Consider the following 24,310-nt stretch of genomic DNA (forward strand, 5'->3'; position numbering starts at 1 on the left):
CTCATGACGCCACACCACACCCGCCCGCAAAACCTGCAACCTCCGCAGGCGCCACAACACCAGCCGCCATCACGGCGCCGCCGCTGGCTGCTCATCGTACTGCTTGTCGTCATCTTCATCTGCATGGCAGCGGCCATTGCCTGGTGGCTGCTGCAACGCACCCCAAAAGCCTGTGTGCAAGCCACCACTTTGGCCGATGGGGCCACCCTGCTCATCGCACACCCGCAGGGCGAACCTGTAGCGTACAGCATCATTGCCGCCACCGAAGCCCAGCACCTTGACCCCAACCAGTTGCTACAGCTTGCCAGGCAGACCGATGCCCAACTGGTGCAGTTTGTACTCAAACCGCAAGGCAGCTGCAGCGACCAGCAGGCACGGCTGCAAGCCGCCACCGATGCGCTGGATAATCCGCCAGACATTGTCGTCGGGCTGGACAATGGCGCGGCACTGGCCTATCGCTGGCTGGCGCAACAGCAAGACGACGATGCGCGCGCACTCTCCATTGGCTTTAACGTGAAACAGCTCGACTGTGGCGACCAGCCGCTGCCCGCTGAAGCACCGCACGGCCACTGGGAAATACTCTGGAACAACGACCCCGAAAGCGATACCGGCCTGTTTGTACGCCAGATGCAGCACACCCAAACGCACACCACCATCGGCCAGTACATGGCCGGCTCCACGCTGCTGCTGAGTACACACCTGGCCGCTGTGCTCGACGACCAGCAGCAGGGCTTTCCGGTTGTGGAACTGCCCGCCCCCGCAGACAGCCCTTATTCCGATACCGTCACCCTGTACTATTCAGGCGATGGCGGCTGGCGCGACCTGGACAAAGTCTCCGGCGAATACATGGCCGCCCATGGCTATCCGGTTGTCGGCGTGGATACCCTCAAACTCTTCTGGCAGCACCGCTCTCCCGAACGCAGCGCGCAGGACCTTGCCGAACTCATGCAGGCCTACCGCGACAAATGGGGCACCAAACGCTTCATACTGGCAGGCTACTCGTTTGGTGCAGACATCATGCCCGCACTCTACAACCGTCTCTCACCACAGGACCAGGCCAGCGTCGGCGCCATCGTGCTGCTTGCGTTTTCACGCAGCGCCAACTTTGAAATTGCCGTGAGCGGCTGGCTTGGCCAGGACGCCGACGAAACCCTCACCGGCCCCGAAATGCAGCAACTCCCTGCCGACAAAGTCCTGTGCATTTACGGCAGTGAAGAACGGGAAGACTCCGGCTGCCTGCAACCCCAGGCCGTTGGGCAGGCCATCGAAATACCCGGAGACCACCACTTCGACAAAAACTACGAACACCTCGCGCAGCTCATCATGCAGGGCATTGACAAACGCATGCCCCCTGCTACCATCACAGCCAATACACCGCGCGCGGCGCCCTGAACCACATGTCCGTTTTCATCTGCTACTTTGAAAAGCCACGCCCGCTGTCCGGCAGCAACCATGCGCTGTACCGGCAGGTCGGCCATTTTCAAGCACCCACTCTGTTTCACAGCGGGCAGGTCACACTGCTCACACATGACGGCAAAAACATCAACGCCGTCAGCTTCACCGACGGCATCTCGTCATCCACCTTTTACCGCTTTACCGGCCCCGAAAAAACCAGAGGCCATCTGTTTCGCCAGACCCTCAGCCAATTTATAAGCGGCAGAATAGAGAACCCCTGCATTGCGTCATTTTTATACATCTTTATCCTGCACCATAGCGAAATGGAAATCACGCTGCCCCAAAAAAGCAGCGCCATACAGCCGGCAAATCTGGACGCCCTGTTTCAAAACAACATATTCAACGGCCTGTATCAGATACAAAAACAGCCACCCGGTCATGCCGGTGATCAGACTTTCCCCAACCCGTCAAAAACCCGTTTTGAATAAGCTTTGAATACAGCCCGCAGGTGCAGGCGGTCACCTGTGCCGCAGCGCAAGTTCAAGCCACTGCCCGCACACACTCAGCCTTGCATCACGCCTCAGGCAGGCCGGAAATACCGCGCAGATCCATCTCTCCCAGAAAGTCATCCAGCGCCTGCCGGTTGCTCATGCGCTGCGCGTCACTCGGACCCAGCAACAGCGGTTCAGCACCTTTCGGTGCCGGAGCCAGTGCCCCCGGATAAAAACGGATGCTGCTGGCAACAGCATCCCACATATCAAAAAACGCCTCTTTTGTGGGCACCGCTGAATTCTCTATCTGCTCAGGATATTCGCCCAGCGTATCCGGCAGCCATCGGTCATCCACCGACAACACCAGCTCGGCATGCACAAGCGGCTGCGGGTCAGGCGTTTCCTGCCCGACAAACTCCCACCGGGCTTCGACATCGGTTGTAAAGTCCCCCATGCCCTTACCCTCTATGGCAACCCCTTGCGTATACCCCGTCACCAGCTCCTGCGCAGGCAAATGATCCTGCGCGCGCTCTGCTGCGCGGAACACAATGCCGCCCTCAATCCAGTCATCCTCCACATCGGCAATCATCGGCGCAAAAGGGCCAAACTGCTCCAGCAAAGGAACGCCATCCACCTCTTCGGTATGGCGGATTAAAAACGTGAAATAAGGCGCCGATATCGTACCAATATACAGTTCAGAACACACACCGTAATGCTGCGCAATGAACCCACCCTGCAGACAAATACCAGCCTGCTCAGGCATTTGCCCGGGCGCCAGGTAACTCATGCGCGCCATGGCCTCGGCAATCTTCTGGTTCACCGTGTCATAACCACCGTCCTTGATGGTAAACAGCGTGCCCTTGTCCCAGAAATAAGCTTCGGCATCGTTGACCGTCACATAATCGGCCGTCTTCACACCATTCACAACCCGCGCGTTATACGAAATACTCTTCTGGTTGAACGAAAAAAGACCGCCGTTTTCCCGGATCGGATGATACTGCGGGGGCGCAGCCAAAGCCGCAGCAGACTGCCCCTGCTCCATAACCTGCAACTCCGCCCAGCGGGCATCAACCAGATCCTGAAACGCCTGAAAACTCACCCCTGTTCGCGTTGTAATCAACATGCCATCCAGCCTCAGCTCTTCCGACATGTCAAGCGAACCATCTGCTGGCCTCAACGAAACCAAACGCTCAGGCAGATCAACCAGCATACGCCCGATACAAAAAGTTTTAAAGTCACGCGTCATATTCATAAATCCAACAAACTCCTCTCAGGTGCCAGGCATCACGCTCACCCTACGCATGGCATACCATGCAGGCATGGCTCACCACTCTGGCCTGTCAACTCTCTTTCTGGGCCTCTTTAGATTCGGGCTTTTTACTCTGCTCTTCGATTGACTTGGCAGTCTCTTCACAACCAGCCACCCCTAAAATCGAATACAAAGTCACCTTGACCGCCCGCGCATCGTCAAATGCCTGATGGTGATCCAACAGCTCTTTGCGCTTCTCACCTTCCTTTACGGCAAACCTGTAAGGAATCATCTGCCCTTCCGTATCCCCTTGCTTAACCTCCTGGGCCGGATACGCTGAGAAGTACGGTACAACGCCATCACCATCACTGTCGGCCTTGGACATCTTGGCGGTAAACCTTGCATTGTTGACCTGGTTTTTCAGCCACACACTGTTTGACGGCAGGTATGACAAAGAAGTATCTGCCGCCTGGTTGGCGCCGAAATAAGGAATATTTTTCAACAGCGCGCCAATCGGGCCGTCCTTACCAAAAATCGGCTCCACCGGAAATGCCCCGTCTTTACCCAGTTGTTCCAAAGAACCCTTTTCCTTGAACTCTTCAAACATCGGCAGCGAATCTTCCCCATACAGATACTCCTGTATCAGGTTATCGTGCTCATTGGGCACCAGATTTTCCGAAAATATCTCTTTGGCCAATTCCTGGCCCGTTTTGATACCGTCCAGTTTCTGCTTCACGCCTTCAGACAACGCCCTTGACTCAACCGCCTGGGCAGATTTTGCATCTGTGCCTGCAGCGGTCCCTGCTGCTGCTCCAGACTTCGCGCCATCTGCTGCAGGAGTTGACGAGGCACTTCCGCTTTGCCCGGGCTTGCTGCCTTCTGTATCCAGAGGCAGTTTATATTTAAATTCAAAGTCGCTTTCCGTTGCTGCCGTCTCTTCCTTGCTTTTCTCCGCAGCACCTTTGCCGCCTTTGGCAGTCTGCGCCACCTTCCAGGTCAGCTCACCGAATGCCGGAGTTGCCTTGTTCTCCGAATAAAAAGCAAACGTCTTGGGGTGTACATATCCATCCAGCTCATATTTATGAAAATCCCCGACTTTTTCCATCAAAGCCAGATACTTCGTCCACTGCTCCTTGCGTTTGGTTTTATCTGTCGACAGACGCACCGGGTTAGCCAGCCCGTACCAGCGGGTCTGTTTATAAATATCCTCATAAGGATCAGTAACCGGTAGCGACATCAACGCAGTTCCATTCTTTTTATCCTGAAAATGCAGCCAGCCCGTCTGTGTACCCTTTTTATACAAATGGCTTGGCACATGCTCCAGCAGGCCCGGTGACTGTGCAAATACCGGCGTCACAAATTTGCTGTCAAACCCCATCGCATAAGACGTCACGGCCGAACGGGCGCGTTTAAACAAGCCCTTGCCCTTGCCTTCAACCTCCCAGCCCAACTGCATACGCCGGTAAATAGCAGCCATGCCGTTGAATGCATGCATACCGTGTATCGCACCATGCGCAACCACCGGCTTTTTGGCAGCCTCTGCTTTCTTGCCCAACTCTCTCTTTTTCTTCTCGGCGGCAGCCAGTTTTTTCTTGCGCTCTTCTTCGGCTTTTCTATCAGCCTCTATCTTTTCATCAGCAGCTTTTCTTTTCTGCGCCTCAGTCTGCGCCTGTGGTGTCTCCTGTTTGCCCGAAGTAGTAGCAGCGCCAGCAGGAGCCCCCGCAGCCGGTTGGGTTGATTCTTTGCCAGCGGGGGTGGTTTGCGCTGTAGACGGTTGAGCAGCATCCTGGCCTCCACCTTTACCCCCCGGAGTACCCGATGCTTCAGTTGGCTGCGTGCCCTCTGCTGTGGCAGGCTTCTTGCCCTCTTGTCCTGGCTGCAAGCCTTTTATTTCCTTATCAACAGCATCCAGCTGTGCCTGAATCTGCTCCGCTTTCTGCTGATTAAAACTGTCCAGATTCTTGAGCAGCGTTCTGCCTACCAGGCCGCCCATGGAATGGGTCACAATAATGAACCCGCGGCACTTCAAATTCAGCCCATATCCATCACGCTTGGGAATGTCTTTATTGACGCTTGCCGACGAACCTGACTTGGCAGAATCAGAAGACTTTTCCGAAGCCGCCGGAGTTGCCGCAGCCTCCTGCGTGGTTGTTGCCGTATTGGTCTTATCTGTTGTATCTGCCGCATCAGCAGCAGATGATGACGCTTCAGTCTTTGTTTCTGCTGATTCCGTTGAGGGGTCCTGCGCGTTCTCCGTTTTGGCAGCATCGGCATTTTCATCTGATGCACTGTTCGGTTGAGCAGTAGGCCGTCTTTCCGCTTCAACATACTTTTGAATCTCACACAACCGCGCATAAATATCGATGGCTGTCTGCCGGTTTGAGCCCAGCCAGTTATACCCGACAGCAAACACCGGAAAGTGGTACTTAATTGCCCGGCCCATATGGTTCACCAGCTCTTTGCTGTAAGCCTCTTCATTGGCCGAATCCGCCTGATCGGCTGCTTTGCCCGTGCTTTCCTCATCAGACGCAGCAGCTGCGTCCTCCTGATCAGCAGCCTTGTCATCACCAGCCGTCTCATCGGCAGCCTCAGCGGTTTGCTCTCCCGCAACATCAGATGGCGCCTTTTCCTCCTGCTTGGCCTCCACATCGGTCACATCTGTGGCGTCAGCATCCTGCGGCTGCTCCGTTTTCGTCACCGCGGGAACATACCCCGGCAAAATAGCACCTTTCGCTTGAGGAAACGCAGCATCAATCAACTTGAACACATCGTTGAAAACAGGCATATTCTTCAGCGACGTCTCATTGATGCCATCCTGAAACACCGTCCCCCCTGAATAGGTCAGGTGGCGCAGGCTGTTTTCCAGATTGATCAGAAAATCGCCATAGGAATTCCAGCACACGGTAGCCCAGCCGCGCCGCAATGCCTCCTGCACGCCAAAAAGCTGCTGATCATCGTAGGCGGCATCTTTTTTCCCTAAATGGCGTTTGATTCTGGAGATAATGCGCTTTTCAATATCTGCATCATAAGCTGTCAGAGCCGCCGTTTTCGCCGGGTCCAATAACTGCTGGCGCTCTGTCGGCGTCAAGTCAGTAAAGCCTTTGGACTTGGGGAAAATCAGGTTAACGATCTTATCGGTATCCAGTGGGAACACCACTTTCGCCAGGGCACCCGTAACATCTGTACCCACTTGTTTCATCGCTTTTTCAAACTTGTTCTTGAACTTGCGGTCTTCCTGCTTTTGTTTGTACTTTTCCCACTGGCTGTCGGCCTCCGTCTTCAACTCCGCAACCAGTTGCCCCAACAGCGTTTTCGGCAAACTTTTTTCTTCTGTCTCTTCTGTCGCCGCAGTCTCCGTAGTTCCAGTGGTTTCATCCTCTTTTGGAAACTCCTTGCCCGTCACCTTGGTAATCAGCTGTTCAACACCCTTGTTGATCTCTGTATTTAATTTTGCAATTTCTTCATCCAGCTTACCCTGTGAAAAACTTTTGACCACGTCCAGCAGTGCTTTGGTCGGCTCACGGACTTCATTGAAAATTTTCTCTTTCAGCCCCAGTCCCCAGTCCAGCGGATAATCCGGAAACCAGGCCCACTTGTTTTTAGCACTGATCAACTTGGCATTCTCACCCGTGGCACGCAGGGGAGAACCCATCACATCCGGTATGAAAATAATGGGAATCGCATCGGTAATAGATGCTTCCACCTCCCGACGACTAGGATCACTTTCAGGCGTTGTCGATACGATGCCAAGAGGCATACCTTCTTCATCTATCGTCGTTTTTACCCGGATTATTTTCTTATTTCCAGTTACCATATCGAATCCTCAGTTCATACTCTATGGCAATAGCCGCCACTCAAAAAAAATCAGATGCAAAATGCAAGTAACCCGCACTGGCAGTAACCATCACGCGGTTTGCTCTTCATCCGCAGGCCCCAGCAGGCGCACAGCGTAATCCTCCGGTACCAGCGCTTTTTGCACCGGCGTCCAGCCTTCGGCATCGGTCACACCGCTGATGATCGAACCATCAGCCCGGATCAGCTCAAACTTGTAATTGGCCACCGGCTGACCGGCCCGAACCAGCCGCACACGCTGGTCAAACGCCGCATCACCCCACGAATTCACCTGTTCGGAAAGCGACGCCGGCCCCGACACATTCACCGGCATGCGCATATTGCCCACCTTGCCGCCAAACTCAATGCCCGACTCGGTCAGCGTGATGTAACTGCCGCCGCAAGTTAGCGTCAGGCGCTTTTTAGCCACCAGCGTCATATGCCCGGCGGTGGCAAAACGAATGGCCTCTTGCGACTCCCCAATCAGCGTGCCATGCTGCGCCTGCAGATGGATATCGTCCTGGTTGGCAATCTGTTTGATACCGCCGGTAACAGCAAACAACGACATCGCATCCCCCGACACCAGATGCAACTGCTGGTTGACGGTCATGTGCGCGTCCTTCTCCGCCGCAAACTCCAGGTTGCGCCGAGCACCAATCATGACACTCTTAGGCGTTGCCATCGCAATGCCGTCCGGCGCGCTCACAGCCACAATCGGCTTGGCCCCTTCTTCCTCACTGCGGTCATTGGCACCGGCTCCCAGATGGTTCACCGCATCCACCAGGTTTTCAAAATCGTCATACCGCGCTTCAGGCGCTTCATGTGCGTTAGCAGTATCCAGCAGCGAACGGACCAGCGACTGCAGCCCATCCACACATTTGCGCAGTTCAGCAACATCCAGTTGCCCGCCCACGGCCTCGGTACGGCCATCGGTTCCGATATACAGCCCTCTGGCAGCACGCACCGCACCATTAAAGTCCGTACGCAGCTCAAAGCCTTCACCACGCGGCTCGCCGGTACCATCCTGCTCGCGCGGGTGTGTCAGAAACCCCAGGTTCAACTGCGTTGCCGCATGGGTGCTGCGCAACTGGGTCTTGATCTCGCCGGTGGTATCGTCAATCAGCAACTCATTTAGGCCGCTGCCCTTATGCTCTTTGCTCTTGATCGTGCTCAAAGTCTTGAGTGCGGGCAGTTTATAAGGTGTGGGGTTGGTCGCATCGTACGAACGCCCGGTAATCATCGGCTGGTCCGGATCGCCGTCCAGAAAATCAACAATCACCTCCTGGCCAATGCGGGGAATCGCCATGTGTCCCCAGCTTGCACCCGCCCAGTTCTGTGCCACGCGTATCCAGCACGAACTGTGCTCATCACTTTCCCCTTCGCGGTCCCACGGGAACTGAACCTTCACCCGGCCATACTCATCGGTATAAATCTCTTCGCCTTCTGGCCCCACCACATGGGCAATCTCCGGGCCGTGCAAATGCGGTTTTGCCGGAATAATAGCTTTCCATTCCGCCTGCGCCGGCACCAGATAAGCGGTCTGCTCATACTGTGTACTCACCTGGGCATTGGCAGCCTCTTCCTCTGCGCTGGTATGTTGCTTACCACTGTGCTCCACCCGTACCGGACGCCAGAAAATATTCATGTCGTCGCGCGGGTGCCCGTCAAGCTGGAATGCAATACCCGGCTCCACCCTGGCGTCATCCCCAATGGCCACAGCCGTTTTCGCATCGCGCCTTAAAGACTGCAACCGGGTCTGCGTAAAAGGAACGCCCGCGGCATCCTGCTTGTAACGCCCCGGATAATCATAACGCTCGTACGCCGCCGACTGTGTCGGCATATCATGCCCGGTGCTGGCCTGCTCCTGGTTATAACGCGGGTTTTTAAACGTATAGTCACGCTGCGTCTGCCGCGCGGTACGAACCTTTTCCTGATAAGTGAAACGGCGCAGCGCAGGCTGCGGCTTGTCACCTGCCGGATTGGGCTGGTATAAAACAGGCTTGGCCTGCTCACCACCGGTCTGCCCATCATCCTGTCCAATAGCGCCCAGCGTCTGGATCACATCCGTAAGCACCATCTGGTGCCCCTGCTCGCTGTGCCTGAACCCGTAGACAAACCCCTCTTCAGCCACCAGGCGCTGAATAAAATCAAAATCCGTCTCATCGGCCTGCACACAGTACTCGCGCTGCAAATGCGTCTGCTGCTGATACACGCCATAATCCGTCAGCCGGTTTTCCTTGAACACCCAGGCCAGTATTTCCGGAATGCTCTGCTGCTGGAAAATACGCCAGTCCGAACACAGTTGCGTTCTGGCAAGCTGCGGCTCCATGACTGCGTGATAACGCGTTCTTCTGAACCCTGTGTTGCTCTGGCTGAAATCACTCACAATGCCATGCACGCGCCTGACTGGCACAGCCCCGCGCCAGATGGTAAACAGCGCCGGCTGGTCCAGCAGTTTGCCAAAATCCACCGCCGGATCAGAGCTGATCAGTTCCACCTCCAGTTGATAAGGCTCGTTAAGTGCCTCCACCAGATGAAACTCAATCACATCAAAAGCCACTCCCGATGCGGGTTCAAAACTAAAGTGCAAGTCCGTTTGCGCCATGGCCGTTCCTTGTTTGACTTCTTTTCTTGCTTTACCAGCGCGTATTAACACGCCCTAACCTGAATCACCTGCACCTACAAGCAGGTGAACCGGTTCTGCTTTTTTCCTCAAGCAAAACCGGTACTCGTCATCAACAACATGCACAAACGCTGTTACTTCACCATCCAGCTTGCATCGCCTTCAATGAGCACACCGCCATGACTGGTGGCATCGCCCTGCCTGGCCACACAACGACCATTCACTTTGGTGGCACCTGTCCCGCTCACAATCACGGCGCCACAACTGATCAAATCTCCAACACAAGCCGCATTGCGCCCATTCACCTTGAACCCCGCAGTTCCGGTAACCACCGTCCCTGCGCCGTGCTCCGGGCATGAATGCGCATGTCCTACCAATACCACGGGACGCCCACCAGACGAACCTCCCGCACCTTGACTGCTTGCTGTCATATCAGATCCTGCATGATCATTGTCGTGATGACGACTTACTTTCCTGACACATCAAACCGTCAGGAATCAACCTTCAATCGGCGCTCTCCAGTCGTCAGAAGCTTCGGTTCCGGCGACTTCATGGCTCCAGATGATCTTACGGTAAGCCAGTGACACGCGGACCAACTGGGTGTAGTTGGCGTTGTCGGCGTTCTGCGCATGTGGCAGCACGGTGTCAATGTCTACAACCGTAGCGTCTTCCAGCTTGGTGGAGAAGAAGTGTTCCTGTTTGCCATCTACAGATGTACGATACCAGCGGACTTCCACGGTAGGCAGCATTTCACCAGTGGTCAGTGCCTGGTACAGCAGCGGTACGCCTTTGTTCAGGGCACAGGTGAACACAAACGGTTTGTGCACGCGCTGGCCTGAAGGCTGGCCGCTTTGCGGATCGGTCGGTGTTGTGACACGGTGGCTGATTTCCTGCACCAGGATTTCGTCTTCGTGGCCTTCGACGTAGACGTTACCGACGGAATCGGCTGTGAATGCGCCCTGGGTGATGTTGCCCTGGGTTTTGCCTTCAATTGAAATATACGCTGGGGTTGGCATTCTGAGTGCTCCTTGTTGAAATGAATAAAACAGACATGAATCAAATAAACGTGCTGCTTTCTAGCAGCTCTACTCTATTTATCATGCAAACTATGTGCCTGAATTCACCTCAACAAGCTAACCCACTGAAAACAAATAAATAATTAATATCCTAAAAAAATAATCGGGTCTATTCTGACCCGAATTCGGGCCACTTTTGGCCCGCTCATATTCAATCACTGATCTTTTTTGTTTAACGTCAGAGCAAAATTGACAGAACGCGTTACTTTTTTGTCAGCGTCACGCATTTTTGACACCCTTAAAATAGTACTTGGCACCTGCCCGGTTTATCTCAAACCAGATCAGGTGCCATCGTTTGAAAGCAACCCTAGAAGCTGTGGTGCTCAGCTCATACCAATATCACCTTTGTTGCAGCACGGTATCCAGTGAACGAATCACCTCATTGGTGGTCGTGTTGAGCACCAGCGAATAAATCACAAATGCCAGCACCAGCACTACTGCAGCCGCGGCCCATGGCGCCCACCAAGCCCACTGTTTACCCACACGGAAGTTGCGCGAAGCCACATTGCTGTGCGCTGCGGTCAGCGTCTCCGGCGTTTCACCACGCATCTGCCGCAACGCCTTGTGCAGCTTGGTGATGATCGCCTGCAGCTCATCGCCACTGTTGATCTGCACGCCATAGCGGCCCTTGAAGCCCATGCACAGGCACACGTACATGAACTCCAGCACATCGCGGTATTTCTCCTGATCCATCAGCATGCGCGACATGATCGTGAAAAACTTTTCACCGCCCCAGGTCTCATCATGGTAAATGCTCAATAAAGAACGCTCGGCCCAGATCGACTGCGCCCCCCAGGGCGTACCCATCACCGCCTCATCCACAAAAGAACACAGGCAGTAACGGTACGCCAGTTGCGTGGCGTTATCATACTTATGCTGTGCAATCTCCTCACCAATGGTGGCGATCTGGTTGCGCACCGTGGTATAAAGCTCATCCACATTCGGATTTTTGTTGAGCTTGCGAATACGCATCACCAGCCCGATGATCGGCAGCGACGCATCCACCAACGGGTTATACCCATAACCACGGATCTGAAACCACAGGTCGCTGTCCTGGTCAATCTGCTCCACCGTGTTGAATGACACATCGGCCTTGTTCGTCAGCGCCGCGCGTTGCGGCTCCCGAATACCGCCGGGCTCTTTGAAGATCGGCTCTCTTGTAGCTGATTGCATTGTCATGTCATTGACTCCTTATCGCCCAGAACTGAAGCTCAAGCTCAGGGAACTGGCCGGCAATGTGAAAACCGAAGCCGGCGGTATTTTTCATCATCCGCTGCCACGGTGTGCTGGAGCGGTCCAGCTCAAAATAATTAAAGCCCGAGTGATACGGCAGATGGCGCGGCGCCACCGGCAGTGAATTCAATGGAATGCCCGGCAATTGCAGGTTGACCAGCTCGTTGATCTTTTCGATCGAAGCCACCTTGGCCTGTTGCAGGAACTGCTGGCGCAACTTGTCGTTGGGCATACGCGCGCGCACTGCCAGAATAAATTCGGCACTCTCCAGCAAGAAGCGGTCCTGCAGCGGTGCGGTCAGCAGACCGTACTGGTGCTTGGTGATTGGCAGCGACACGGCACGCGGCTGCATCACGGTACTCAGGATGCGGCGCAGCGTTTCCTCCAGCACCACAAACGACTCCCGCAACCGGTCATGCTGGTACGCCGGATACTCCGCCGGCAGCCGGCCTTCATCGGTAAACGTGCTCAACTCGCCGCAAGCCTGGCTGAACGCAATATAAATATCTTCCGGATGCACCTGCCGGCAGCGCGCCAGATGCTGGAAATACGGCTGCAGCCGGTTCAGGCACAGCAGCAGGTTAAAGTCCGTCACATCAGCCACCCCGGCCTGGCTGGGCGAACCAATGCGCATGGCAATATTTTTGGCGCGCTCGCGCATCAAGCCTGCCACCTCTCCCAGAAAACGCTTCAGCGGTGACACCGCCTCCAGCGAAATACTGGTCGGGTAAAACGACTCGTCCATCACCAGGCTGCCATCCGGGCGCTTATCCAGAATACGCCCCAGCGCCAAGCTGGTATACGCGCTGCGGTCATCGCGGTCCAGCGCCAACTGCATGTTAGGCACACTCAAAGGCACATCTACATAACTGCCGTCAGGCGTCACAATGTCCTTGATCTCTTCAGACTTGGCCATGTAGCGCGCATTCACATACGTGTCAGGCCACTGCACCTCCAGCATACCGTCGGCGTGCATAGGCAGCGTCAGATACACAATCTGGTTCACGGCCGACACATCGCTGATCGTCAGCGGCGTGGGCGGCGGCACATCATTGGGAATATCAAAAATCGTACCGTCAGGCATCACCCCCTTGGCACGCACAATCGCAATCTTGCCAAAACTCAGGTACTCCTGGTTCAGCTCCAGTTGTTTGAACCCGTACAGATATTCGCTCGCGCCACTGATACGCTGGTGCAACTGATACGCGTTAAAACGGGCCTGCTGCTGAAGGTGTTGCGGTTGAACAAACAGCCCCTCTTTCCACAGGACATTATTTTTTGATGCCATAACTCGCAACCTTTTCCATTATTTTGTTTTGTTGATTCTGCATAACCATGTCATTACTTCGACTCATCGACGCCCTCGTCCTGCAACGTCACCGTATTGCTGTCAAAACCGACCAGCAGCCGATACATGCGCCCCTGCGCCGCCACCGGAATCGCACGCTTCCAGGTCGCGCCATTCATTTCATGGAACTGCGCAAAAACGGCGATGTAACGCGTATCGCTGTCAATCTTCTTGAAGTCAATGTACTTGAACTGCCCGGGCTGCAGCACATAATCATCCACCTTGATATAGGTACTGCCCAGCGCCTTGCGGATATCTGCTGCTAGGCTGTCCACGTCGGCATTCAGAAACATCGAGTCATCGGTCAGTTGCAACACCTTGAACGACACCGGCGTGGCAATCGCACGCGCCATGGCTGGCGGATACTCCGACACCGGAATCGCCGCAGTGCCTGTCAGATTATCCTCACCGGCATCCGCCACCAGAGCATCGTTTGATGCACGGCCGCCATACTCGCCCACCTGCAGCGAATGCAGCCTTTCAGCCTCCGTCACAGAAGCAGGCAGCATGCCACTTTCATCACGCAGCGGATACGGTGCCCCCGCCCCTACTCCTGCGGCAGTTGTTGCCGGCGTGGCTGCAGACGCCGTGGCAGGCGCGGTTGCCTGGCCTGCTGTCTGCCCTGCTACCGGCGCTGCGGGCGAGCGGTCAGCCATTAATATGCCCGATGCACCCGAGCCCGGCACTTCAATCAGAATCGGGTCGCGGGTATGCTCCTGCCCATCCAGCACCCTGAAACGAATCACCTGTCTGGCTCCCGATGCAGGGCCACGTTCAGCCGCAGCCGCAGGTGAAGACAATGGCAATGGCGAGACCTCTTCGCCCGTAATGTTCTGCCCTTCCATCTGAGTCAGCGTTTCGCGCACCTGCTCCAGCAGCGCCTCCTGGCTTTCCGCCTTCAGCGTCAGCGAATACTCTTCAGGCTCCTCCTGCTCCGGCGGCACGCTGTTCGGATTGGGGTTGGTCGTCGGGCTCGCGTACAGACTGAACGCAATCTGTGTCGGCTGGTCCTTGGCGTCTCCCACCTGAACCGACGGATCCCACACCACCTGCCCGACCTTCACTGCAGCACTGAACATCTCTTTGGGTGTACAGGCCGAAAGCGTCAGCCCCAGTGCTGCAACCAGCGGTAAATACTTCAAATTCATGATGCCTGCATCCTTATTGCGCGGTCGTAAGCCTGCTCAAACACCTCCCAGAACAGCTTCTCAAGCCCCTGTTGGCGTGATGACACCATCTCGTTGTAATAGTGGTTATACATGCGCCAGGCCCAGGCCTCATCCCCCGCGCGCTGCTCGCCTTCCACGCCATAGCGCTGAAAACGGTGCGCCAGCACATCGGGAGAAAACGCCTTGAGCAGCGCATTCAAACTCTCGCCAATCGCCTGAATCACCGCAATATTATGAATACGGGCCTGCTCCAGACTCTCTTCAATGGCGGCCGGGGCCGACAGATGCACAGCGCTGCGATACTCCGAAAACATCGCACGCGCCGTATCTTCATAACTCTGCTTGAGCCGCAGCGGGTTATCCTCAATCGGCTGCAATGTGCGCGTGAGCATCGTCAGGCTGTGCGTTGTACCCACCTGGTCGCCATACAGTCTGGCAATACCTTCCAGCGCCGCCTTGACCGACTTGCCCACCTCCTGCAACAGCGTATACGATGCCGAACTGTCCATCGAGCCCAGATTCACCTGCATGCCCTGCTGCAACGGCAACGTGGCCAGATGCTGCCCGCCCTCGCCCGCATTGGCGTGCTCGGTCATCCACTCTTGCGCACCGGGGTAAGGCAGATTGGTTGCCCCCGGAACCATCTGGCTGCTGGGCGTGGCCGAATGAAAATGGCTCACCGCCTCGCTCGCCGTGGCGGTAAAATCCGGCTGCGTTTTGGCATTGGGCGAAACCCCGAAATGCGTCGGGTCCAGCGGCACGCGGTCAACAACCGGTTTATGGCGCTGGTCGTCAGCATCCATGGCTGCCAGCGGATCAATGGAAGATTTCAGATGATTAGAGGGTGTTGTCATTTGTTGCAATTCCTTCTGACCTGCCGCAGCAGAATAGGGTTCATCAGCGATATGTTCCTCGTTTGGGCTCGCCTGCTCCATAAGCTGTTTCGAATTTTCATTCACCAGCTCACCAACATCATATTGGCCCAGAGTCCTCTCGGAATCAATGAGCGCATGATATTCTTCATTAAAATGGACCGCAATCTTATACGGCCCCACCTGCAGCACATCGCCATCATTGAGCTGTGCAATATGCCCCGCACCGACACCACGCGTACTCTCGTTGATACAGGTATCGCCGCAACGGTCAATCACGCAGAACGCGCCGTCAATCCAGGCCACCTCGCAGTGAATCGGGTTGACCCGGTTCAGCGCGTCCTGCAGCACCCAGTTGGCGCCACGTGAGCCAATCGTACCGCCGGTACGGTCAAAATTAAAACGCGACACCGCACCCGGCTGTAGCTTGCTGGGGTTGGACACCATCAGAGAGACACGGTTCTGCATTGATTTTGTATTCATGTTCTTGCCTTAATTTTGACAACAGATTCCAAGCGTAAAGGCGCATCCTGCGGCAAAAATGTTGTCCAGCCCAGGTGCGTGCCACTTTCTTTTTTTAATACAAACGGGGGCACTTCCTTTTGCTGCAACCCCAGTTCCAGGTCATAAGCCATGCTGTCACGCAGCAGAAAATCAATCAGCTTGCGCAGCGGCTCATAATCTTTGCCATTGGGCAAAAAGTCACGGAAACGCTGCTGTGTCAATTCCGAAATCACAATCGTGAACTTGCTCGCACGTGTGCTCACGCGCGCGCCCAGCACAAAATTATCGCCCAGCGTGGCGTTGGCCTTGCCCATGGCGTTACGCTGCCCGGGCGCCACATCTACATAGCGCTGGTCAAACTCACGGATATGCACCGCCTCCAGATCAAAGCAATGCGCAATGATACCGGACACCACGCTCGGAGAGCGGCTGCGGCTGGCAATGATGCCGGTAAAACTCAGCAGCCGCGCCCATGGAATCGGTGTGGCGCCGCGCAGCTCCGAATCATTCAGGCCGATCAGCGCAAACACATATTTCGAGAAACGGTCTTTCGCCTCGTGCTGAAAACGCACGTAATAGCGGTATTTGCGCCAGGCCTGGTGCAACAGCGTGAGCAGGCGGTGATTAAAAAAATCCAGAAACGCCGGCCGGATGCCTATGCCATGCGCATAGTCATACGCCAACTGGTCAATGTAATAGCCCGGCAGCGGCGAATCCGGTCCCTGCATGCTGAAAAAACTGGTCTTGACGCGGTACTGCTCGTCAGAATCAGGCAGCCGCTCGGCCAGCACCACGTCAGAAGCCGGAAACCCCAGTTGCGCATCGCCCTCCAGCACCACGCGCTGGAACAGGGGCGAATCCGCCTCGCCTGATTCCAGGTCATCGTCGTGCAACCGGTGCAGGTGCTCCAGCAGGCGGTAAAACGCATAGTTATGCGCATCGCCCAGCACCACATCGGCTATATCACGGGTTGCTTGCCGTTCCTTAATGGCCATGCGTAATGCTCATTATTCAGTGTATTGACAACTTCCAGTTTGTGAAAAGAATTGATACTGGGATACAAAGCAAAAAAATGGGACAGCACCGTACCAAACATATACAGCTCGCCCTCACACGAAAAAGTACTGCCATCCATATCCAGCACCGTCTTCAGCCCCCGTACCGGCAGGCCCTTGACCAGATGATCCACCGGCGTGGTTTCCGCCTTGCTGATCCCGTCCAGCCGTTTTTTCGTGGCTCTGGCGTGCTGAATGTCATACAGCGCGGTAAAGTCATACGCGCCAATCACCGCTTTCATCGGCTCGGCCGACAGCAGCGAGAGATAATTCAGCGACATGTTGGAAATCAGCGTCCAGTGCAGCGAACCATCCAGCAAAGGCCGGTAAGGCGGCGTCGGGCGCATGATGTTGGTATACGTCACAAACGAAGGTGTCGTCTCCGTGTGCACACAGATATCGCCCGCGCCCAGCGCCAGCGGCAACTGGCGGTTGGTACACGTCAGCTCAATCGAAACCGTTTCATTTTTACCCAGGTAATACGTTTCGTCCGAGCGCACAAAAGCCACCCGGTAATTCAGAGCCTCGTCATTGACAGACTCTTCAATGCGCAAGCGGTAATACAACGCCGAGCGGTCCTGCGCATATTCAATCTCATGCTGAAAAGACTCGAACGGATGAAACTCACGCAGAAAATCGCCCCGCTTGCCATCCTGCTGCACCTTCCATGAGCAGATGCTGTCCACGCTGAACACCTCAAAACACTCGGGCTGCAGCGCACTGGCCTGCAAACGGTGTTCCAGCGCACGGCCGGTCAGGTTGATCGGCTCGGCATCGTGCGAAAACAGATTCACGGCCGGCGCACAGTACAGGCTCAGATCGCCGGTACGCAATTTAAAATCGCTGGGCATCGGCCTGGAAAAATGAAATTGCAGCCGCACCTGATGCGCTGCGGTGGCAGGCCACATTGAACTCAGCTTTTTAAGGCGGAAAAAATAAAACCGCTGCGGGAAAACAAAATACTCCTGCAAAATGCGGTAACCATCGTACACATTGCGCGGGTACGGCAACAACGCATCTTTGGGCGAAAAACCCAAAAACTCAATATTCCTGACATCCAGATGCCGCGTCTCTTCGCCAATTTCAATCCGGATTTCACTCAGATACTTGGCCAGCCACAGATACAGGGTAGACGCCGTGACATCATCACTGCTGATATAAAAATCCAGGTCATCGCAGCCAATCGTATTCAAAGGCTGCTGCGACAGCGTTTGCAGATCAACGCGGACAATCGACTCCTGCCGGCTGTGCGCGTCACTCACCTTGTCAATGGCCAGCGGATACACCGACACATCGGTACACGTTCTGAAACGACATTGCGTGCCATCCACCGGCTGCGAACGCAATTCCGTGGCGCGCGGAATCACCTGGCGCTCGGTCAGCGCCTGGGCAATCGGGTCAAAACGCACAATCGTTGCACTGGGAATCGGGCGCAGATAATTCGGCCACAACAACTGAATCATCGAATGCGTCAGCTCGGGAAAATCATCCTCGATCTTCTGGCGCAGCTTGGCCGTCAGAAATGCAAAACCCTCCTGAAGTCTTTCAACATCAGGATCAGATGCCTGCTCCCCCAGTGTACGCGCCAGTTTAGGGTTATGACGTGCGAACTCCTTGCCCTGTGCCCGCAGGTAATTCAGTTCATCTCTGAAAAAGTCTTTAAGCGCCACTGCCTCATCCTTATTTCACCTTGAAGGTTCCATCATTCATGATGAGATCTATTTCAACCAGTTCTCTTTTGTCTTTCACTGGCACAAGACAATCAATACGAAAGTTCAGCTCTATCGGCATGTGCGGGTTGGGAATCGAATGCACCCGGCGTACCACCACCCGAGGCTCTCCTTCCCGAATCACACGGCAGATATCCTCCCCGATGCGCTGCATCAGGTCACTGCTTCCCAGGACTGCATCATTAAAATCCATCAAACCATCATGCGGGCTGCTCTGCGAGCAGCCCTGACGGGTATTCAACATCCGTTCCAGGTTGCGTTTGATTGCCTCGATACGGTGCGCCAGTTGACCCTGCTGCGAAACACTGCGAGGTCTTTCGTCCTCACTGCCCAGGCGATCAAACAGGCTGCTATTTCCTAACGATCTAGGCATAAATCAACGCACCCTAAAACGATGTGGCTACTTGCCGTTACTTATTCTTTATCCAAACGGCCAACCAGACTCAGCGCGAAGCTGGCACCCATGTATTTGAAGTGCGGGCGCACAGACAACTGAACCTGATACCAGCCCGGATCTCCTTCCACATCCGAAACCACCACCTTGGCTGCACGCAAAGGACGACGGCTGCGAACTTCGGAAGACGGATTCTCCTGGTCGGCAATATACTGTTTCAGCCACTGGTTGAGCTCGCGCTCCAGATCCTGGCGCTCTTTCCAGCTACCGATCTGTTCACGCTGCAGCACTTTCAGGTAGTGCGCCAAACGGTTGATGATGAACATGTAAGGCAGTTGCGTGCCCAACTTGTAGTTGGTCTGCGCTTCCTGACCTTCCGGCGTTTTCTGGAAAATCTTCGGTTTTTGCACCGAGTTGGCCGAGAAGAACGCTGCGTTGTCGCTGTCTTTGCGCATCGTCAGCGGAATGAAACCTTCCTCGGAAAGCTCAAACTCACGGCGATCCGACACCAGCACTTCGGTCGGAATCTTGGCCTGAACCTGGCCCAGCGCTTCATACAGATGCACCGGCAGATCATCCACCGCACCACCGGAGAGCGGGCCGATGATGTTCGGGCACCAGCGGTATTTGGCAAAGCTGTCTGTGATACGGCTAGCCAGCATGAATGCGGTATTGCCCCACAGATAATTCTCGTGCGAGCCATCCACCTTCTCCACATAAGAGAAGCTGCGTACCGGATTTTCCAGCGGATCATAAGGAGAACGCAGCAAGAAGCGCGGCATTGTCAGACCCAGGTAGCGTGAATCTTCCGTTTCACGCAGGCTGCGCCACTTGGCATAACGTGGGCCTTCGAAAATATCGTGAATTTCCTTCAGGTTGGGCAGTTCGGTATAAGACTTCACGCCCAGCATCTCGGCACCTGCAGCAGCCAGGAACGGTGCATGCGCAATCGCGCCGACCTGCGACATATAGCGCAGCAGTTTGATATCCGGTGAGCTCGGGCCGAATGTATAGTTGTTCACCACCAGGCCGGTCGGCTCGCCACCGAACTGACCGTAGCCGGATGTGTAAACATGGCTGTACATGCCGCTTTGCGTGATATCGCCAGCGCTTTCAAAATCATCCAGCATCTCTTCTTTGGTGACATGCAGAATTTCAATCTTGATGTTTTCGCGGAAATCAGTACGGTCCACCAACTGCTTCAGGCTGCGCCATGCAGACTCCAGCTTTTGCAGCTCGGGGTGATGCAGCACCTGGTCCATCTGGGTAGAAATCTTTTCATCCAGACGTGCAATCATGCTGTCAACCAGCACCTTGTTGATCGGCTGTGACTGGTCACGGCTTTTCAGAATTTCAGAGATAAAGGCAGCAACCCCTTTTTCAGCAACCGCATAGCCTTCATGCGTAGGCTCCATGCGTGTTTGCGCCATGATCTGCTCAAGTAATCCCACACTGCCAGCGGCTGAACTGGCTGCACTTTCAGTTTTTGTGCTCATTTGTAGTAAATCCTCTTTTGTATGCTTACCGACAGAGTAACCATGCACTCACGTGCTGTTGTTACTTCTTAGAATCGCCAGGTTTTCCGGCAGGCGGCGTCTTCTTGCCGTCGTCAATCACCAGGTCAAGCTCCTTGGCAAGCTCGGCACGTGCCTTGTCGTCTGTCAGCAGATGCTGAATTGTTTTTCTGAAATTCGGAACGTTGCCCAAAGGCCCTTTCAGCGCAACCAGCGCTTCACGCAATTCAAGCAGCTTTTTCAGCTCGGGAATCTGCTGTGCCACGGCATCCGGGCCAAAATCTTTAATCGATTCGAACTTCAAATTCACTGCCAGGCTGGCGTCAGCATCATCGCTCAACGTGGATGGCACTTCCATCTGCAGCTTGACTTCCGATTTTTTCAGCACATCATTGAACGTGTCTTTGTCCACCCGAACAGATGTTCTTTCACCCAGCGGGGTATCCTCTGCATGCCCCTTAAAATCCCCTGTGACCAACACCTTCAAGGGTAATTCTATTTCTGCTTGCTGATCACCAGTTGCCGGAATAAAGCGAATGTTAATTCTCTCTTTGGGCGCAACTGATCCCGAATATATTGCCATGGATTACTCCTTACTTATTTTGATAAAGGCCCACGAAAAATTGCGAATAGCGGAGTGATCATACTACAAAAGAATTTCACAACAACCACTAATCAGAGTAAATCCAAAGGTACTTCCAAAATTGAATTCAAGCTTATATAGTGTAGCCCTGATACGCTTGGAAAACGTGTCTGGATCGCGTTTGCAACGATCCTTTTATGTCATTTTTGTCATTTTCTTGATTTTGTTTTCAGCAGTTTCTGTCATTTTGTTTGCCAATGTTTTGAGGGTTTGCCATTTTTGTCACTTCTGTTGGTCGCGTTATATTTAACCATTTAGACAGTAAGGGCTTAGGTGTGTAGTTAACAGGAGACATTTGTGACAGAAACATGAGGGTATACATATATTTTTTTTACATATTTATGCCCTTAATAAGAAATGCAATGATCAGTTTACATATATATAACTATGATACGAGTCGATTTAGAGGCGCTGTTCAATCACCTGAATGCTGAATCCCGCCTGGCCCTGGAACAGGCCTCCAGCCTGTGCATCTCACAACAAGGCGGAGAAGTCACTGTCGCACACTGGCTCTTCACGCTGCTGGACAACCCGGTAGGCGACTTTCGCATGCTGCTCAAATATGCAGGCATCGATACCGACGAAGTCCGCCAGGCGCTCGCGAGCGCGTTTGTCAACCAGCGCGAAAACATCAACCAGTACCCCAGCTTCTCGCCCCTGCTCATTGAAATGATTCAGGAAGCCTGGACACTGGGCTCAATGGAACTGGGTCACCAGCAAATCCGCAGCGGCGTACTGGTGCTGGCCACCCTGCTCAATTCAGCACGCTACCTGCCGCTGGCAGCCATACAGATTTTTGAGCCGATCAACCGGGAAGCGCTGCGCAAAGACTTTAACAAACTGTTTGCCGAAACCTCTGAGCAGCCTGCGCAGGAAAACAAAACCAGCGACAGCAAAAATGTCGTCAGCGAAGCCGAATCCGCGCTGAAGAAATTCGGCCACGACTTCACCGAGCAAGCGCGCCAGGGCCGCATTGACCCGGTACTGTGCCGCGATGTCGAAATCGACCAGATGATCGATATCCTGACCCGCCGCCGCAAAAACAACCCGATTGTGGTGGGTGACGCGGGCGTGGGCAAAAGCGCACTGGTTGAAGGGCTGGCACTGCGCATTGTCGAAGACCGTGTGCCCAAGCTGCTGCAAGGTGTGGCGCTGTGGGGGCTTGACCTGGGCGCACTGCAAGCCGGTGCAGCGGTCAAGGGCGAATTTGAAAAACGCCTCAAAGCCGTCATTGACGAAGTCAAGAACTCGCCACGGCCGATGATTCTGTTCATTGATGAGGCGCACACCCTGATCGGCGCAGGCAATGCCGCCGGCGGCAGCGATGCGGCCAACCTGCTCAAACCCGCGCTGGCACGCGGTGAGCTGCGCACCATTGCAGCCACCACCTGGTCAGAATACAAAAAATACTTTGAAAAAGACCCCGCGCTCTCACGCCGCTTCCAGCTCGTCAAAGTCAACGAACCGACACTGGAACAGGCCGTGCACATCATGCGCGGGCTGCGCAACACCTACGAACAGGCGCACCACGTTTACATCAGTGATGACGCCATACTGGCCGCGGTAGACATGTCGGCGCGCTTCCTTTCCGGGCGGCAGTTGCCCGATAAAGCCATTGACGTGCTGGACACCGCCAGCGCTCGCGTCGCCACCGCACTGGCCGAGCCGCCACGGCGCCTGTCGGCGTTTGAACATGAAGAGCAGCAGATCAGATCCGAATTCGACCTGCTGGAGCGTGACCGCAAAATGGGCCGTAAGGTTGACGCCTCCCGGCTCGACTACCTGTCTGCCGCTTTGGTCAAAGTGCATGAAAAGAAAATCCATTTAGAGCAGGCCTGGCAAAAACAAAAATCACTGGTCGAAGACATACTGGCCCTGCGCGCCCAGATCACAGAAAACGAAGCCGCAGCAAAACAGCCGGATGAAACCGCCCAGCAAACCCGTGCAGAACAAACAGCCAGTGCACAGGCCGCTGAACACAGCGCAGAGCCAGCCGCTGAGCCTGCTGTTGCTGCGCCAACCGATACTGACCCTACTACTGATACCAATACCCATACGGACACGCCAGCCGCCGCAGACGCAACCAGCCCGGCGCCGCAAGCCACGGCAGAAGAGGCCAACCAGGACCTTGCCGCCAAAGTGGAAGAACTGGCACAACTGCAACAGCGCGATGCACTGGTGCACGCCGATGTGGGCAAAGAGCAGATTGCACAGGTCATTGCCGACTGGACCGGCATTCCGGCCACCACCATCTCCCATGACCGCATGGAACGGCTCAAACGCATGCCTGCCATTCTGGCCGAGCGCGTCAAGGGGCAGGACGTGGCCATCGACCACATCCACCGCCACCTGCTCACCTCCACCGCCGACCTGCGCCGTCCCGGCACACCGTTGGGCGTGTTTCTGCTGGTCGGCCCCAGCGGCGTGGGCAAAACCGAAGCAGCGCGCGTGATTGCCGACGAATTTTTTGGCGGCCTGCAATTCCTCACCTCCATCAACATGTCCGAGTATCAGGAGAAACACACCGTTTCACGCCTGCTGGGCTCGCCGCCGGGATATGTCGGCTATGGCGAAGGCGGCATTCTGACCGAAGCCATCCGCCAAAAACCCTATTCCGTCGTGCTGCTGGACGAAGTGGAAAAAGCCCACCCCGAAGTCCTGAACATCTTTTACCAGGCGTTCGACAAAGGCGAAATTGCCGATGGCGAAGGCCGCCTGATCGACTGCAAAAACATCCTGTTCTTCCTCACCTCCAACATCGGGTTTGACTCGGTGGACGATGGCCTGCAAACACCCGACCAGACCGAGCTGCGCAAAAAACTCATGCAGTTTTTCAAGCCCGCACTGCTCGCGCGTATGCAGGTGGTGCCTTTCAACCATCTGGATGAAGACGTACTGGCACAGATTGTTGACATGCGCCTCACGGCCATATCCAAACAGGTCTTCAACCGCTACAAGGCCAACCTGGAAGTGCTGGCCGCAGCCAAGGACGAACTGAAATCACGCTGTATCCGCCACGAAAACGGCGCCCGCATGCTCGACGCCTCGATCGACGGCGAGCTGCTGCCGCCGTTGTCCATGAGCATATTGCAGCAACTGGCCACAGGAGAAACCTTCACCAAAGCCACACTCGACTGGGACGGCCAGAACTTTACCGCCATCATAGAAAACAGCGTGTTGTAA

The 24,310-nt window shown here is 55.0% G+C and carries 17 protein-coding genes; 3 read left to right on the forward strand and 14 right to left on the reverse strand.

Annotation, left to right across the window (positions count from 1 at the left end; translation table 11 throughout):
• The first annotated feature begins 3 nt into the window (after positions 1-3).
• Positions 4-1,392 (forward strand): virulence factor family protein, encoded by a 1,389-nt coding sequence (locus AACY98_RS10605; protein WP_339804866.1) that lies wholly within the window; start codon positions 4-6, stop codon positions 1,390-1,392.
• 5 nt (positions 1,393-1,397) lie between these two features.
• Positions 1,398-1,883, forward strand: coding sequence for a hypothetical protein (locus AACY98_RS10610; RefSeq protein ID WP_339804868.1), 486 nt, complete (start codon positions 1,398-1,400; stop codon positions 1,881-1,883).
• Between the two features lie 85 nt (positions 1,884-1,968).
• On the opposite strand, the gene AACY98_RS10615 is transcribed toward AACY98_RS10610, so the two are convergent.
• From AACY98_RS10615 to tssB, 14 genes are all read right to left on the reverse strand, one after another.
• Positions 1,969-3,138: a T6SS immunity protein Tli4 family protein gene (locus AACY98_RS10615; protein WP_339804870.1), complete on the reverse strand. Its 1,170-nt coding sequence runs from the start codon at positions 3,136-3,138 to the stop codon at positions 1,969-1,971.
• A gap of 88 nt (positions 3,139-3,226) precedes the next feature.
• Positions 3,227-6,892 (reverse strand): hypothetical protein, encoded by a 3,666-nt coding sequence (locus AACY98_RS10620; protein WP_339804872.1) that lies wholly within the window; start codon positions 6,890-6,892, stop codon positions 3,227-3,229.
• Positions 6,893-7,039: 147 nt separating this feature from the next.
• Positions 7,040-9,571 (reverse strand): type VI secretion system Vgr family protein, encoded by a 2,532-nt coding sequence (locus tag AACY98_RS10625; protein ID WP_339804874.1) that lies wholly within the window; start codon positions 9,569-9,571, stop codon positions 7,040-7,042.
• Positions 9,572-9,723: 152 nt separating this feature from the next.
• Positions 9,724-10,020: a PAAR domain-containing protein gene (locus AACY98_RS10630; RefSeq protein WP_339804876.1), complete on the reverse strand. Its 297-nt coding sequence runs from the start codon at positions 10,018-10,020 to the stop codon at positions 9,724-9,726.
• A 66-nt stretch (positions 10,021-10,086) separates the two neighbouring features.
• Positions 10,087-10,605, reverse strand: coding sequence for an Hcp family type VI secretion system effector (locus AACY98_RS10635; RefSeq protein WP_126977702.1), 519 nt, complete (start codon positions 10,603-10,605; stop codon positions 10,087-10,089).
• Between the two features lie 399 nt (positions 10,606-11,004).
• On the reverse strand, positions 11,005-11,844 hold the full coding sequence (gene icmH, locus AACY98_RS10640) for a type IVB secretion system protein IcmH/DotU (protein ID WP_204250866.1): 840 nt from the start codon (positions 11,842-11,844) through the stop codon (positions 11,005-11,007).
• 1 nt (position 11,845) lies between these two features.
• Positions 11,846-13,186, reverse strand: coding sequence for a type VI secretion system baseplate subunit TssK (gene tssK, locus AACY98_RS10645; protein WP_126979951.1), 1,341 nt, complete (start codon positions 13,184-13,186; stop codon positions 11,846-11,848).
• A 53-nt stretch (positions 13,187-13,239) separates the two neighbouring features.
• Complete coding sequence (tssJ, locus tag AACY98_RS10650) at positions 13,240-14,394, reverse strand: type VI secretion system lipoprotein TssJ (RefSeq protein ID WP_339804880.1); 1,155 nt, start codon at positions 14,392-14,394, stop codon at positions 13,240-13,242.
• Complete coding sequence (gene tagH, locus AACY98_RS10655) at positions 14,391-15,770, reverse strand: type VI secretion system-associated FHA domain protein TagH (RefSeq protein WP_126979949.1); 1,380 nt, start codon at positions 15,768-15,770, stop codon at positions 14,391-14,393. Before tagH ends, tssJ begins: the two co-directional genes overlap by 4 nt.
• Complete coding sequence (tssG, locus tag AACY98_RS10660) at positions 15,767-16,786, reverse strand: type VI secretion system baseplate subunit TssG (protein ID WP_126979948.1); 1,020 nt, start codon at positions 16,784-16,786, stop codon at positions 15,767-15,769. The genes tagH and tssG overlap by 4 nt, the downstream gene beginning before the upstream one ends.
• Positions 16,750-18,516 carry a type VI secretion system baseplate subunit TssF gene (gene tssF, locus AACY98_RS10665; protein WP_126979947.1) on the reverse strand — a complete coding sequence of 589 codons (1,767 nt, stop codon included), beginning with the start codon at positions 18,514-18,516 and terminating at the stop codon, positions 16,750-16,752. The genes tssG and tssF overlap by 37 nt, the downstream gene beginning before the upstream one ends.
• Positions 18,517-18,526: 10 nt before the next feature.
• The gene (tssE, locus tag AACY98_RS10670) at positions 18,527-18,949 is read right to left on the reverse strand and encodes a type VI secretion system baseplate subunit TssE (RefSeq protein ID WP_126979946.1); all 423 of its coding nucleotides are present in this window, start codon (positions 18,947-18,949) and stop codon (positions 18,527-18,529) included.
• 41 nt (positions 18,950-18,990) lie between these two features.
• Complete coding sequence (gene tssC / locus AACY98_RS10675; protein ID WP_339804884.1) at positions 18,991-20,466, reverse strand: type VI secretion system contractile sheath large subunit; 1,476 nt, start codon at positions 20,464-20,466, stop codon at positions 18,991-18,993.
• Positions 20,467-20,527: 61 nt separating this feature from the next.
• Positions 20,528-21,067, reverse strand: a complete 540-nt coding sequence (gene tssB, locus AACY98_RS10680) for a type VI secretion system contractile sheath small subunit (RefSeq protein ID WP_126979944.1) — start codon at positions 21,065-21,067, stop codon at positions 20,528-20,530.
• Positions 21,068-21,514: 447 nt separating this feature from the next.
• Between tssB and tssH the strand changes: the two genes are divergently transcribed.
• The gene (gene tssH / locus AACY98_RS10685; RefSeq protein ID WP_339804887.1) at positions 21,515-24,310 is read left to right on the forward strand and encodes a type VI secretion system ATPase TssH; all 2,796 of its coding nucleotides are present in this window, start codon (positions 21,515-21,517) and stop codon (positions 24,308-24,310) included.

The sequence above is a fragment of the Saezia sanguinis genome (assembly GCF_963921665.1).
Taxonomy (GTDB): domain Bacteria; phylum Pseudomonadota; class Gammaproteobacteria; order Burkholderiales; family Burkholderiaceae_C; genus Saezia; species Saezia sanguinis.